This is a genomic window from Amycolatopsis sp. NPDC114505, assembly GCF_055633615.1.
Genome location: NZ_JBVKDV010000002.1, coordinates 1,406,624 through 1,422,640 on the forward strand (window position 1 = coordinate 1,406,624; position 16,017 = coordinate 1,422,640).

Sequence of the window (16,017 nt, forward strand, 5' to 3'; positions counted from 1 at the left end):
CCTTTCCATGACCTCGTCCCGTCAGGACCGCATCGCGGCGCTGCCCGCCCACCTGCAGGAAGCGCTGCGCCGGCGGATGGCGGGAGCGGGCGAGCGGACGCCGGAGATCCCGGCCGCCGCCGACCGCTCCCGCCCGATCCCGCTGTCGTCCGCCCAGCGCCGGCTGTGGTTCCTCGGCCGGCTGCGCCCGGACGACCCCGAGTACAACAGCGCGTTCGCCCTGCGCCTGACCGGCGAGCTGGACGTCGACGCGCTGGCCGCGGCGCTGCGGCTGCTCGTCGCCCGGCACGAGCCGCTGCGCACCACCTTCGACGAGGTCGACGGCGAGGGCGTCCAGCTCGTCGGGCCGCCCCCCGAGGTGCCGCTGCCGGTCGTCGACGTCACGCCGGCCGACCTCGACGCCGTCCTGCGCGAGGAGTACGCGCGGCCGTTCGACCTGGGCCGCGGGCCGCTGCTGCGGGCGATGCTGGCCCGGCTCGGCCCGGCCGAGCACGTGCTGCTCGTGTCCGTGCACCACATCGCCACCGACGGCGCGTCGATGGGCATCCTGACCGAAGAGCTCGGCCTCCTCTACGCCGGCGCCGAGCTGCCGCCGCGGCCCCTGCAGTACGCGGACTTCGCCGTGTGGCAGCAGAACCGGCCGACGCGCGCGGCCGGGCTCGAGTACTGGACGCGGCAGCTGACCGGCGTCACGCCGCTCGACCTGCCCGCCGACCACCCGCGCCCGGCCACCCGCGGCACCGCGGGCGCGGTCCGCGAGTTCGCCGTCCCCGAAGACGTCGCGCGCCGGCTCGCCGAGCTGGCCCGGACGTCGGAGACCACGCTGTTCACCGTGCTCGTCGCCGCCTGCCAGGCGCTGTTCGCGCGCTACACCGGCCAGGACGACATCGCGCTCGGCACCGTCGTGCAGGGCCGCGACCGGCCGGAGCTGGAACGGGTCGTCGGGTTCTTCGTCAACACCGTCGTCCTGCGCTCGGCCGTCGACACCTCGGTGCCGTTCACCGACCACCTCGCGGCCGCCCGGCAGACGGTCCTGGACGCCTTCGCCCACGACGACGTCCCGTTCGAGGAGCTGGTCGACGCCGTGCACGCCGGGCGGGATCCCGGGCGCAACCCGCTGTTCGACGTCCTGGTGCTGCTGCACAGCGCCACCGGCGCCGGGCCGGAGTTCGCGGGGCTCACCGCCGAGCCGGCCGAGGTCGCGCGGGACTCGGCGAACTTCGACCTCTCCGTCGAGTTCGAGGAGTCCGGCGGCCGGCTGGCCGGGCTCGTCGAGTACAGCACCGAGCTGTTCGACGCGGCCACGATCGACCGCCTGGTCACGCACCTGCTGCGCCTGCTGGCCGGGGTCGCGGCGGACCCGGGCCGCCGCGTCGCCGACCTGCCGCTGACGACCGAGGCCGAGGAAGCCGCGCTGCTGGAGTGGGGGAGCACGGCCCTCGACGTCCCGGCGACGACCGTCGCCGACCTCCTCGACCACCAGGCGCGGACGCGGCCGGACGCGACCGCGCTGGTCTGCGGCGACGTCCGGCTGACCTTCGCCGAGCTCACCGCGCGCGCCGACGCCCTCGCCGCGGACCTCGCCGCCCGGGGCGCCGGGCCGGACCGGGTCGTCGCCGTGCTGCTGCCACGCTCGGCCGACGCGATCGTCGCGCTGTTCGCCGTGCTCAAGGCCGGCGCGGTGCACCTGTCGATCGACCCCGGGCTGCCGGCCGAGCGGATCCGGGTGCTCCTCGACGACACCCGGCCGGTGGTCGTGCTCGACGGCACCGCCGAGCCGTCCGGCGGTCCGCGCCCGGCCGGACCGAGACCCTCGGACGCCGCCTACGTCATCCACACCTCCGGCTCGACGGGCACGCCCAAGGGGGTCGTCGTCGAGCACGCGGCGCTGGTCAACCTCCTCGGCAACCACCGGGCGGTGTTCGGCCGCGACCCGCTGCGCGTCGCCCTCACCGCGACCCTGTCGTTCGACACCTCGTGGGAAGGCCCGTTGCTGCTGGCCGACGGCCACGAGCTGCACCTGATCGGCGACGAAACCCGCCTCGACCCGGCCGCGCTGACCCGGTACGTCCACGACGAGCGCGTCGACTTCCTCGACGTGACGCCGTCCTACCTGCGGCAGCTGCTGCCCGCCGGGCTGCTCGACGGCGAGCGCCGCCCGCGGTTCCTGATGGTCGGCGGCGAGGCGATGGACCGCGCTCTGTGGCGCGAGCTGGCCGGCTCCGGAACGGCCGCCCACAACTACTACGGCCCCACCGAGTCCACTGTGGACGCCACGTGCACGCCGGTGACCGGGGACCGCCCGCTGATCGGCCGTCCGCTGGGCAACGTCGGCGCGTACGTCCTCGACGAGCACCTCCGGCTCGTCCCGCCGGGCGTCCCCGGCGAACTCTGCCTCGCCGGCGCCCAGCTCGCGCGCGGCTACCTCGGCCGGCCGGGGCTGACCGCGGATCGGTTCGTGGCGAACCCGTTCGGCGGGCCGGGATCTCGGCTGTACCGCACCGGCGACCGCGTCCGCTGGACGGCGGACGGGCAGCTCGAGCACCTCGGCCGCACCGACGAGCAGGTGAAGGTGCGCGGCTTCCGGATCGAGCCGGGCGAGGTCGAGACGGCGCTGCGGCCGTTCGTCACCGACGTCGCGGTGGACGTGCGCGGCGGCCGGCTCGTCGCCTACGTCGTCGGCGCCGCCGACCCCGCCGCCCTGCGCGCCGAACTGACGCGCACGCTGCCGGCGCACCTCGTGCCGTCGGCGTTCGTGCGCCTCGACCGGCTGCCGCTGACCCGGCACGGCAAGCTCGACCGCCGTGCCCTCCCGGAGCCGGAGCGGACCGCGTCCACCGAGTACGTCGCACCGCGCGACGACCGCGAGCGGCTGGTCACCGGCATCTGGGCCGACGTCCTCGGCGTCGAGCGGGTCGGCGTCGACGACGACTTCTTCGACCTCGGCGGGGACTCGCTGCTCGGCATCCGGGTCGTCTCCCGGCTGCGTGCGGAACTCGGCGCCGACGTCCCGGCCCGGCTGGTCTTCAGCGCGCCGAGCCCGGCACGTCTCGCGGCCGAGCTGCCCGACGCCGTCACGCCGCAGGCGGCGATCCCGCTCCTCCCGCGGGACGGCGGCCCGCTCGAAGCGCCGCTTTCCTTCGCCCAGCAACGGCTCTGGTTCCTCGACGAGTTCGAACCGGGCAGCACCGAGTACGTCTCGCCGACCGTGCTGCGCCTGCGCGGCGAGCTGGACACCGCCGCGCTGAACCACGCCCTCACCGCGCTGGTCGCCCGGCACGAGTCACTGCGCACGACCTTCGCGAAGGTCGACGGCCGCGGTGTCCAGGTCGTCCACCCGCCGTACGCCCTCGACGTCCCGGTGAGCGATGGCGACCTGGCCACGGCCATGAACGGCGCGACCGGCCCGGTCGACCTGCGCACCGGCCCGCTGCTGCGCGCCGCGCTCACCCGGCTCGCCCCCGGCGACCACGTGCTCACCCTGGTGCTGCACCACATCGTCACCGACGGCTGGTCCTCGGGCGTGCTGCTGAGCGAGCTCGCCACGCTCTACGCCGCGTTCGTCCGCGGCGACGACCCGGCGCTGCCGCCGTTGCCGGTGCAGTACGCCGACTACGCGGTCTGGCAGCGGGACCGGCCCGAGTTCGACGACCAGCTGAGCTACTGGCGCCACCGCCTCGACGGCGTCCCGATCCTGGAGCTGCCCACCGACCGGCCGCGCCCGCCGGTCCGCACGAAGAACGGCGCGCTGCACGAGTTCGGCGTCCCCGCGGGCACCACCGCGCGGCTCAAGGAGCTGTCCCGGCAGCACGGCGGCACGCTGTTCATGACCCTGCTCGCCGCCTGCCAGTTGCTGTTCGCCCGCTGGTCGGGGCAGGACGACGTCGCCGTCGGCACCGTCGTCTCCGGCCGGGAACGCACCGAACTGGAAGGCCTGATCGGCTTCTTCGTCAACACCCTCGTCCTGCGGTCCACAGTGGACCTGAGCCGCGGCTTCGACGCCTTCCTCGGCGACGTCCGCGACACCGTGCTGGACGCCTTCGCCCACCAGGACGTCCCCTTCGACCGCGTCGTCGACGATCTGCAGCCCGAGCGGGACACCAGCCGCACGCCGCTGTGCCAGGTGATGGTCGTGCTGCACAACACCCCGGACGCGCGGCCCACGCTGCCCGGGCTCGTCGTCGAAGAGCTGGCCCCGCCGATCGTGACGGCCGGGTTCGACCTGATGGTCCACTTCCAGGAGACGGCCGGGCGGCTCGACGCGGTCGTCAACTACAACACCGACCTGTTCGACGCCGCCACGATCGAGCGACTGACCGGCTGGCTGCGCATCCTGCTGGACGGCATCGCGGCGACGCCGTCGCGGCCGCTCGGCCGGCTGCCCTGGAGCACCGCCGCCGAGCGCGAGCTGGTCCTGCGCGAGTGGAACCCGACGGCCGGGCCCCGGCCGGAACCGACGCTGCCCGAGCTGTTCGCCGCCCAGGTGACGCGCACGCCGGACGCCGTCGCCGTGACGCACGAAGGCACCGAACTGACCTACCGCGAGCTGGACCGCCGGGCGAACCGCCTGGCCCACCGGCTGATCGACGCGGGAGCCGCGCCGGAGCGGCTGGTGGCCCTGCGGCTGCCGCGGTCGGCCGACCTCGTCGTCGGGGTCCTCGCCGTCCTGAAGTCCGGCGCCGGCTACCTGCCGATCGACCCGGCCTACCCGCCCGCCCGCATCGAGGCGATGCTCGCCGACGCGCGGCCGGTCTGCGTCGTCGACGACGTCACCGCCGATGACCGGCCGGACACCGATCCGCGCGTGCCGGTCGGTCCGGACAACACGGCGTACGTCATCTACACGTCCGGCTCGACCGGCGTGCCGAAGGGCGTGCTGGTGCCGCACGCGAACGTGACCCGGCTCTTCTCCTCGACGGCGCACTGGTTCGGCTTCGGCGACCAGGACGTCTGGACGCTCTTCCACTCCTACGCCTTCGACTTCTCGGTGTGGGAGCTGTGGGGCGCGCTGCTGCACGGCGGCCGGCTCGTCGTCGTCGGCCAGGACGTCGTCCGCGCGCCCGAAGACTTCCTGGCGCTGCTGGCCGAACAGCGGGTGACCGTGCTCAACCAGACGCCGTCCGCGTTCCACCGCCTGGGCACGCTGCCGTCCGCGCCGCTGAGCCTGCGGTACGTCATCTTCGGCGGCGAGGCACTGGAGCCCGCACGCCTGGCGGACTGGCGCCGCCGGCACCCGGACGGGCCGCGGCTGGTCGACATGTACGGCATCACCGAGACCACCGTGCACGTCACCCACCGCGTGCTCGACGGCGACCGGGCCGGCGTGGGCGTGCCGATCCCGGACCTGCGGTGCTACGTCCTCGACGTCGGCCTCGAACCGGTGCCGCCCGGTGTCACGGGCGAGCTGTACGTCGCGGGCGCGGGGCTCGCGCGCGGCTACCTGAACCGGCCGGGCCTGACCGCGTCCCGGTTCGTCGCCGATCCCTTCGGCGCGCCCGGCACCCGGATGTACCGCACCGGCGACCTGCTGTGCTGGACCGCCGGGGGAGAGCTGGCCTACCGCGGCCGCGCCGACCAGCAGGTCAAGATCCGCGGCTTCCGGATCGAGCTGGGCGAGGTCGAAGCGGCCCTGACCGCGCACCCGGACGTGACCGGTGCCGCGGTCGTCGCCCACGGCACCGGCGACGCGCGGCTGGTCGCCTACCTGACCGGGACGGTGCCCGGGACCACGGCGCTGCGCGAGTTCCTCGGCCGCTCCCTGCCCGCGCACATGATCCCGGCGGTGTTCGTCGGCCTGGAGAAGCTGCCGCTCAACGCCAACGGGAAGCTCGACCACCGGGCGCTGCCGGAACCAGGCGCGCGCACCGAAACCCGGTACACCGCTCCGCGCACCGACGCCGAGGCCACGCTCGCCGAGGTGTGGTCCGCGGTGCTCGGCGTCGACCGGGTCGGCGTCGAGGACAACTTCTTCGGCCTCGGCGGCGACTCGATCCTCAGCATCCAGGTCGTGGCCCGGGCCCGGCAGGCCGGGCTGACCCTCTCGTCGAAGGACCTCTTCCAGCGCCAGACCATCGCCGAACTGGCGCAGGTCGCCACCACGAACACCCCCGCGCCGGCCCCCGCGGAAGCGAGCGGGCCCGCGCCGCTGGGCCCGATCCAGGCGTGGCTGTTCGAGCAGTTCGACGACCCGTGGCGGCTGACCATGTCCGTCCACGTCGTCCTGTCCTCGGTGGACATTCCCCGGCTGGTCGGCGCGCTCGCCCGCGTGGCCGAGCGGCACGACGCCCTGCGCATGCGGTTCTCACGGGTCGACGGCACCTGGCAGCAGGAGCCCGCCGCGACCGAGACCGCGGACATCCTGCGGCACGTCGACCTGTCCGAAGTGGACGACGCCGCCACCGCGATGCACACCGAAGCCGTCCGCGCGCAGACCTCCTTGGACATCAGCGAAGGCCCGGTGTGGCGAGTGGTGCTGTTCACCTTCGCCGGCCGCCCGCCGCAGCTGTTCCTCACCGCCCACCACCTCGTCATGGACGGGGTCTCCTGGCGCGTCCTGCTGGCCGACCTCGACCACGCTTACCGGGGAGCCGCACTGGAACCGGTGGGCAGCTCGTTCACCCACTGGGCCCGGTCGCTGGCCGCGCACGTGAAAATGGGACACCTCGACAAGCACGCCGCCTATTGGGAAACTGCTCCCGGCGGGGTGCGGACGGAGCTTCCGGTCGACCGGACCGGCCGCAACCGCGCGAAGTCGGCGCGCGCGGTCTCGGTGTCACTTGGCCGGGCCGAGACCACCGCGCTGCTGCACGACGTGCCTTCGGCGTACCGGACCGAGGTCAACGACGTCCTGCTGAGCGCCCTCGGCCGGGTGCTCGCCCGCTGGACGGGCCGAGCGCGCGTGATCGTGGCGATGGAAGGCCACGGCCGCGAGGAAATCGCGGCACCACTGGAACTTTCCCGGACGATCGGCTGGTTCACCGCCCAGTACCCGCTGACGCTCACCCTGCTCGAGGGCGACTGGGGCGACGTCCTCAAGGCGGTCAAGGAACAGCTGCGCGCCGTCCCGGACAAGGGCGTGGGCTACGGAGCCCTGCGCTACCTCGGCCCGCCCGATACCGCCCTCCGCGACGACCCCGCGCCGCGGATCTCGTTCAACTACCACGGCCGCTGGGACGTCGGCGCCCCCGGCGACGGCTGGTACCAGGGCCGCGGCGAACCCCTCGGCCACGACAGCGACCCGGAGGGCACGCGGCCGTACCTGCTCGACGTCGTCGGCGTGGTCGAAGCCGGCGAGCTGCACCTCACCTGGGAGTACGCCGAAGACGTCCACGACGAGTCCACCGTCCGCGCGCTCGCCGAGGAGATGGCCGAGGCGCTGCGGGACATCGTCGTCCACTGCGCCGGCGCCGGTGGCCGCACGCCGTCGGACTTCCCGCTCGCCCGGCTCGACCAGGCCACCGTCGACCGCCTGGCCGGCGACGGCCGCGACGTCGAGGACCTCTACCCGCTCACCCCGCTGCAGGCCGGCATGGTGTTCCACAGCCTGGTCGACCGCGGCTCCGGCGCGTACTTCGACCAGTTCCGCCTGCGGCTGGGCGGCGTGCGCAACCCGCTGGCGCTGGCCGAGGCGTGGCAGCGCGTGGTCGACCGCACGCCGATCCTGCGCAGCAGCATGGTCTGGGACGGCGTCGACGAGCCGCTCCAGCGCGTGCACCGGCGGGTCCGGGTGCCGGTCGGGCAGCACGACTGGCGCGGGCTCACTCCGGACGCGCAGCAGGGGGAACTCGCGAAGCTGCTCGAAGCCGACCAGGCGGCCGGCATGGACCTGACGGCGCCGCCGTTGATGCGCCTGGAGATCGCCCGCGTCGCCGACGACGAGGTGCAGCTGATCTGGACGTCGCACCACGTCCTGCTCGACGGCTGGAGCACGGCCCAGGTCTTCGGGGAGGTGGGCGAGCAGTACGCCGCGATCGTCGAAGGCCGGCCGGCCGAGCTGGCACCGCGCCGCCCCTTCCGCGACTACCTCGCCTGGCTGGCCGGGCAGGACCACGCCGAAGCCGAACGGCACTGGCGCGCGGTGCTCGAGGGCTTCACCGCGCCGACCCCGCTGCCGTACGACCGGCGGCCCCAGGAAGCCCACCGGGCCGAGTCGGCGGCGGAGGTCCTGGTCGAGCTGTCCGCCGAAGAGTCCGCCCGGCTGCACGCCACGGCGAAGGCGGCCGCGCTGACGATCAACTCGGTCGTCCAAGGCGCGTGGGCGCTGCTGCTGGCGCGCTACAGCGGCGAGTCCGACGTCGTGTTCGGCACGACGGTGTCCGGCCGGCCGGCCGAGCTGCCCGGAGTCGAGGCGATGGTCGGGATGTTCATCAACACCGTGCCCACCCGGATCGAAGTCCACAGTGGACAACCAGTGGGCGAGTGGCTGCGCGCGGTCCAGGCACGGCAGGCCGACGCGCGGCGCTACGACTTCCTCGCGTTGTCGCGGCTGCAGGCGTTCACTGGGGTTCCGGCGGGCTCGGCGCTGTTCGACAGCGTGGTGGTCTTCGAGAACTACCCGATCTCCGACAGCGGCCAGGACGGCGTGCGCGTGCTGGACGTCGGTTCGCTCGACACGACGAGCTACCCGCTGAACCTCACCGCCTACCTGCACGACCGCCTGGGCCTCGAACTGTCCTACGATCCCCGGCTGTTCGACGAGGAGACCGCACGGCGGCTCGCCGGGCAGCTCGCCCAGCTCGTCCGCGCGATCGCCGCCGATCCGGACCGCCCGCTGGGCTCCTTGTCGCTCTCGACGCCCGAAGAGCGGCGGCTGTTGCTCACCGCCGGCGAAGGCGCGAAGCTCGACGTCCCCGCGGGCACGGTGCTCGACGTCTTCGAAGCGACGGTGGCGCGGACGCCGCACGAGACCGCGCTCGTCTCCGGCGACACCGAGCTGGACTTCGCCGAGGTCGACGCGCGCGCCACCCGGCTGGCCGCGGAGCTGACCGCGCGCGGCGCCGGTCCCGAACGGGTCGTGGCCGTGGCGCTGCCCCGCTCGGCCGACGCCGTCATCGCCCTGTTCGCCGTGCTCAAGGCGGGTGCGGTGTACCTGCCGATCGATCCCGGCCTGCCGGCGGAACGGATCCGGTTCCTCCTCGACGACGCCGATCCCGCCGTGGTCCTGGGGTTGCCGCACGAAGACCGGCCCGGGGCGCCGGCCGCGTCGTCCCCGGCCGCGTACGTCATCTACACCTCGGGGTCGACCGGGACGCCCAAGGGCGTGCTCGTCGAGCACCCCGCGCTGATGAACCTCCTGGTGAACCACCGCGCGGTGTTCGGCCGCGACCGGATGCGGGTGGCGCTCACGGCGGCCTTCTCGTTCGACACGTCGTGGGAAGGCCCGCTGCTGCTGGCGGACGGGCACGAGCTGCACGTCATCGACGACGACACCCGGCTCGACCCCGCGGCGCTCGTCCGGTATGTCCGGGACCACCGCATCGACTTCCTCGACGTCACGCCGTCCTACGTCCGCCAGCTGCTGCCCGCCGGCCTGCTGTCGGGCACGCACCGGCCCGCGCACCTGATGCTCGGCGGCGAGGCCACTCCCGAGCCGCTGTGGCGCGAGCTGGCGGCGTGCGGAACCGCCGTCCACAACTACTACGGGCCCACCGAGACCACTGTGGACGCCGTCCGCGCACCCGTGACCGGGGACCGGCCGGTGATCGGGCGGCCCCTGGCGAACCTGCGCGCCTACGTGCTCGACTCGGCCGGCGAGCCGGTGCCGCCCGGGATGCCGGGGGAGCTGTGCCTCGCCGGCGGCCAGCTCGCCCGCGGCTACCTGAACCGCCCCGGGCTCACCGCGGACCGGTTCGTCGCGGACCCGTTCGGTCCGCCGGGCGGCCGGATGTACCGCACCGGCGACCGCGTCCGCTGGACCGCCGGCGAGCTCGACTACCTCGGCCGCGTCGACGAGCAGGTCAAGATCCGCGGCTTCCGCGTGGAGCCCGGCGAGGTCGAGGCCGTCCTCCGGCGGCACCCGGCGGTCGCCGACACCGCGGTGGCCGCCCGCGACGGCCGGCTCGTCGCCTACGTCGTCGGCGACGTCCGCGGCCTGCGCGCCTGGCTGCGCGAGCGGGTGCCGGACCACCTCGTGCCGTCGGCGTTCGTGGCACTGGACGCTATCCCGCTGACCCGTCACGGCAAGGTCGACCGGCGCGCCTTGCCGAGTCCCGAGTGGGAAACCTCGGCCGAGTACGCCGCGCCGCGGCCCGGCACCGAACGGCGGCTGGCGGCGATCTGGGCCGACGTGCTGCGCGTCGACCGGGTGGGGCGCACCGACAGCTTCTTCGAGCTGGGCGGGGATTCGCTGCTGAGCATGCGGATCAGCTCGCGGGTGCGGGCCGAGCTGGGCGTCGAGGTCTCGCCGCGCGCCCTCTTCCAGACCCCGACACTCGCCGCGTTCGCCGCCGCGCTGCCCTCCGGCGAGTCCGCCGCGGCCCCGATCCCGGTCGTGCCGCGGGGCGGCCCGCTGCCGCTGTCGTTCGCCCAGCAGCGCCTGTGGTTCCTCGACGAGTTCGAGCCGGGCGGCAGCGCCTACCTTTCGCCCACGGCGTTGCGGCTGCGCGGGTCCCTCGACGTCGACGCCTTGAGCCGGGCCCTCGACACCCTGGTCGCCCGGCACGAGTCGCTGCGCACGACGTTCGACGCGGTCGAGGGCCGCGGCGTCCAGCACGTCCACGAACCCCGGCCGGTGGAGCTCCCCGTGCGGGACTTCGACGAGGAGGCACTGGCGGAAGAGGCTCGGCGGCCGTTCGACCTGCGCACCGGACCGCTGCTGCGGGCCCGGCTGTTCCGGCGGGCGCCCGACGACCACGTCCTGCTGCTGGTGCTGCACCACATCGTCACCGACGGCTGGTCGTCCGGCGTGCTGGCCGCCGAGCTCGACGCCTGCTACGCCGCCCACGTCCGCGGCGAGGAGCCGGACCTGCCGGAGCTGCTGGTGCAGTACGCGGACTTCGCGTCCTGGCAACGGGACTTCCTGGACGGGCCCGCGCTCGCCGGGCAGCTGGACCACTGGCGCGACCGGCTGGCCGGGCTCACCCCGCTCGAGCTGCCCACCGACCGGCCGCGGCCCCCGGTGCGCACCACCGAAGGGCGGTGGCTCGGCTTCGCCATCCCCGCCGAGGTCGCCGCGAAGCTGCGTGACCTGGCGAGCGCGCGGGACAGCACGCTGTTCATGACGCTCGTGGCCGCGTGCCAGGTCCTGCTGGCCCGCTGGGCCGGCCAGGACGACGTCGCCGTCGGCACGGTCACCGCCGGGCGCGACCGGGCCGAGCTGGACCGCGTGGTCGGCTTCTTCGTCAACACCCTGGTCCTGCGGTCCACAGTGGATCATCGCCGGTCGTTCCGGGAGTTCCTGGCCGGTGTGCGGGAAACCGTGCTCGACGCCTTCGCGCACCAGGAGGTGCCGTTCGAGCGCGTGGTGGACGCGGTGCAGCCGGTCCGCGACCCGAGCCGGACGCCGTTGTTCCAGGTGATGGTCGCCCTCCAGAACACCGGCGACCGGCCGGGCGGCGGCACGCTCGTCGCCGGCGAGGTCGCGCTGCCCGCGACGTCGGCGAACTTCGACCTGCTCGTGCAGTTCGAAGAGGACGGGGGCGCGCTGCACGGCGCGATCAACTACGCCACCGGCCTGTTCGACGCCGCGACGATCGAACGGCTGGCAGCCCGCCTGGAGACGGCGCTGGCGGCCTTCGCCGCGGAACCCGACCGGCCGATGGCAGCGCTGCCGCTGCTCCCCGAGGCCGAACTCGACCTGCTGCGGGCCGGGAACGACACCGCACTCGCCGTCGCATCGGCGTCGCTCGCGCAGTTGGTCGAGGCACAGGCGGCGCGCACCCCCGACGCGCCGGCGCTGGTCTCCGACCAGGGCGACCTCACCTTCGCCGAGCTGAACGCGCGGGCGAACCGGCTGGCCCGCGCGCTCGCCGGCCGCGGTGCCGGTCCGGAGCGGATCGTCGCGGTCCGGCTGCCGCGGTCGGTCGCGCTCGTGGTCACCGAACTGGCCGTGGCGAAGACCGGCGCCGCGTTCCTGCCCGTCGACCCCGGCTACCCGGCCGAGCGGATCGAGTTCATGCTGCGTGACGCCGATCCGGTCGTCGTGGTGGACGAGGAGCCCGACGCCGGGGGCTTCGACGACACGAACCTCGGTGTCCCGGTGGACCCGGACCAGCCGGCGTACGTGATCTACACGTCCGGCTCGACCGGGCGGCCCAAGGGCGTCGTCGTGTCCCACGCCGGGCTGGCCTCCCTCTCCGCGGCCGAAATCGCCCACTTCGAGGTGCGGCCGGGCGATCGCGTGCTCGCCTTCAGCTCGCCGAGCTTCGACGCGTCGGTGCTGGAGCTGGCCATGGCGCTGCCCGCCGGTGCCGCGCTCGTCGTGCCGCCCGAAGGCCCGCTGCTCGGCGCGCAGCTCGCCGAAGTACTGGCCGGGTACCGGGTCACGCACGCGCTGATCCCGCCGGTCGCGCTCGCGACCGTGCCCGAGGTGCCGCTGCCGGACTTCCGCACGGTGATCGTCGGCGGGGACGTCTGCCCGGCCTCGCTGGTGGACCGCTGGGCACCCGGTCGCCGGATGATCAACGCCTACGGGCCCACCGAATCCACCGTCGTCACGTCGTGGAGCGACGCGCTCGCGCCCGGTGGCACTCCGCCGATCGGCCGGCCCATCCCCAACACCCGGGTGCACGTGCTGGACGGCGGCCTGCGCCAGGTGCCCGTCGGGGCGCCGGGCGAGCTGTACGTCAGCGGCCTCGGCCTGGCCCGCGGGTACCTGAACCGGCCGGGCCTGACCGCGGACCGGTTCGTCGCGGACCCCTTCGGCCCGCCCGGGTCCCGGATGTACCGCACCGGCGACGTCGTGCGCCGGCGGGCGTCGGGCGACCTCGAGTTCGCCGGGCGCGCGGACGACCAGGTCAAGGTCCGCGGGTTCCGCGTCGAGCTCGGCGAGATCGAGACCGCCCTGCGGCGGGACCCGGACGTGCGGGAAGCGGTCGTCGTCGCCCGGGAAGCCGACGGGCACAAGCGGCTGGTCGCCTACGTCGTCGGCGACGTGACGGACTTGCGCGACCGGCTCGGCGACACCCTGCCGGACTACCTCGTGCCGTCGGTGTTCGTGCCCCTGGCGGAGCTGCCGGTGACGCCCAACGGCAAGGTGGACCGCGCGGCCCTGCCCGAGCCGGACCTCTCGGCGCTGCGGACCGCCGAGTACGTCGCCCCGCGCACGGAGCTCGAAGAGCTGCTGGCGACCACGTGGGCCGAGGTCCTCGGCCTCGACCGCGTCGGCGCCGAGGACAACTTCTTCGACCTGGGCGGGGATTCCATCCTGAGCATCCAGGTCGTCCACCGCGCCCGGCAGGCGGGCCTGGCGATGCGGTCGAAGGACCTGTTCACCCACCAGACGGTCGCCGAGCTGGCGACCGTGGTCCGGCCGGCCGAGGCGGCCGACGGTGCGCGCGAGGCCGTCGTCGGCGACGTCCCGCTGACGCCGGTCCAGCGGTGGTTCCTCGACTCCGGACCGGCGAACCCGGCGCACTTCAACCAGTCCGTCCTCGTCGAGCTGGCCGGGCCGGTGGACGAAGAGGCGCTGCGGCAGGCGATCGACGCCGTCGTCGCCCACCACGACGCGCTGCGCCTGCGCTTCGAGCCGACGGCGACCGGGTGGACCCAGCACAACGCCCCCGTGGAGCCGGGATCCGTGCTGCGGACGGTGTCCTTTGTGGACTTGGAAAGCGCCGCGGACGACGCGCAGGCGAGCTTCGACCTCGCCCGGCCGCCGCAGCTGCGGGCGCTGCTGTCCGGGCCGGGGGAGAACGGGAACCCGCGGCTCTTCCTCGCCGCGCACCACCTGGTCGTGGACGCCGTCTCGTGGGGCATCCTGCTGGAGGACCTGGAGAAGGCGTACCGGCAGATCGAGGCGGGGGAGAAGCCGGACCTCGGCGCGAAGACGACGTCGTTCCGCGACTGGGCGCACCGGCTGCGCGCGTTCGCCGAGAGCGGGGCGCTGGACGGCGAACGCGAGCACTGGGCCCGCGAGCTCCCCGGGCGCGAGATCCCGTGTGAGGAGACCGGGATCGCGCCGGGACCACCCGAGCTGGTCACGGTCGCCGTCGACGAGCGCGACACCGACGCGCTGCTGCACCGGGCGCCCGGCGCCTACCGGACGCGGATCAACGACGTCCTGCTGACCGCGCTCGCCCGGGCCCTCACCCGCTGGACGGGGGAGCGCGCGGTGGCGGTCGACCTGGAAGGGCACGGCCGCGAGGAGGTCCTCGACGACGTCGACCTGACCCGGACCGTCGGGTGGTTCACCACGCTGTTCCCGGTCGCACTGGAAGTCGACCCGGCCGCGGGCTGGCGGCAGTCGGTCAAGAGCGTGCGGCGGCAGCTGCGCGCGGTGCCGGGCAACGGGTTCGGGCACGGCGTCCTGCGCTGCTTCCGCGACCCGGACCTCGGCCGGGACGCGCCGCGCGTGGCGTTCAACTACCTGGGCCAGGGCGAGCACGGCGGTGCCGCCGGCGGCCTCTACCTGCGGGCGCACCCGCCGCTGGGCCGCGAGCAGGACCCGGCGAACGTGCCGGCGCATCTGCTGGAAGTGGTCGGCGGCGTGCGGGACGGCCGGCTGGAGTTCTCCTGGTACTACCGGCCCGACCGGCACGAACGCGCGACGGTGACCGCCGTCGCGGCGGACTTCGCGGCCGCGTTGCGCGCCATCGCCGCCGACTGCCGGGGGGACGACGCGTGACCCGCGACTACCGCCTGCTCTGGATCGGCCAGGTCGTCTCCGAGGCCGGGTTCAGCACGACGGCGATCGCCTTCCCGCTGCTGGTGCTGGCCCTCACCGGATCGGCGGCGCAGTCGGGGCTCGTGCTCGGCGCCGTGGCGGTCGCCCAGCTGGTGGCCGGCCTGCCCGCCGGAGCGCTGGTGGACCGCTGGCACCGCAAGCGGATCATGCTCGGCTGTGAAGCGGCGCAAGCGATCGCGGCCGCCGGGCTGGTGCTCGCCCTGTTCTGGGACGTCGCCGGGGTCGGGCTGCTGGTCGCCGTCGCCGTCGTGATGGGCGTGAGCCGTGCGCTGTTCGAACCGGCCGAAGAGGCGAGCCTGCCGCGCCTGGTCAAGGAGGACCAGGTGCCGTCGGCGGTCGCGCTGAACGCGGCCCGCACCAGCGCGGGCCAGCTCTCCGGCACGGCGCTCGGCGGGTTCCTGTTCGCCGTGGGCCGGCTGGTCCCGTTCGCCTTCGACGTCGTGGCGCACGTCTTCGCCTTCGTGGCGTTGCTGTTCGTGCGCCTGCCGGGCCGGCCGGAGCGCACGCCGGACCAGCCGCCCGCGCACCTGGGCCGGGAGATCGCGGAGGGCCTGCGCTGGGTGTGGGGCCAGCCGCGGCTGCGCGTCACGGTCCTCTGCGTGGTGAGCCTGAACCTGTTCTTCTCGGCCTACTACCTGGTGATCATCGTGCTGGCGAACGACCGCGGGGTGCCGGCCGGCGAGATCGGCGTGATGGCGGCGATGCTCGGCGCGGGCGGCATCCTTGGCTCGCTGGCCGCGCCCTGGCTGCACCGCCGCGTCAGCCCGCACCTGCTGATCGCCGGCGTCTTCTGGGCGCTGACGGTGCTGACCCCGCTGGCGGTGTTCGCGACCAACGGGTACGTGCTGGGCGCGCTGTTCGCGGCCATCGCGTTCCTGCCCCCGGCGGCCAACACGACGATCAGCACCTACCAACTGCTGTTCACCCCGGACGCGTTGCGCGGCCGCCTGGGCGGGGTACTCGGCGTGACGGGCGGCCTGGCGGCGGCGCTCGGCCCGGCGCTGGGCGGCTGGCTGGTCGAGGTGCTCCCCGGCACGGCGGCCGTCCTGACCTGCGCCGCGGCGATCGCGGTGGTCACCCTGCTGACGACGTTCAGCGGGACACTTCGCGGGTTCCCGGCCGTGGACCGGATCCGTGAGCTCGAAGAAACCCCTGGCCCGTAAGAGAAAGGAACC

Annotated in this window: 2 protein-coding genes; both read left to right on the plus strand. The window is 74.5% G+C overall.

What is annotated here, in order from left to right; all coding sequences use genetic code 11:
- Nucleotides 1–7: 7 nt before the first annotated feature.
- Nucleotides 8–14,782, plus strand: a complete 14,775-nt coding sequence (locus tag ACZ7OU_RS24635) for a non-ribosomal peptide synthetase (protein WP_470256866.1) — start codon at nucleotides 8–10, stop codon at nucleotides 14,780–14,782.
- Nucleotides 14,779–16,005, plus strand: a complete 1,227-nt coding sequence (locus tag ACZ7OU_RS24640) for an MFS transporter (RefSeq protein WP_470256867.1) — start codon at nucleotides 14,779–14,781, stop codon at nucleotides 16,003–16,005. The genes ACZ7OU_RS24635 and ACZ7OU_RS24640 overlap by 4 nt, the downstream gene beginning before the upstream one ends.
- The last annotated feature ends 12 nt before the right edge of the window (nucleotides 16,006–16,017 follow it).

Coding starts and splice junctions, on each gene's coding strand:
- ACZ7OU_RS24635 (WP_470256866.1), top strand. CDS start 8: ATGACCTCGTCCCGTCAGGACCGCATCGCGGCGCTGCCCGCCCACCTG.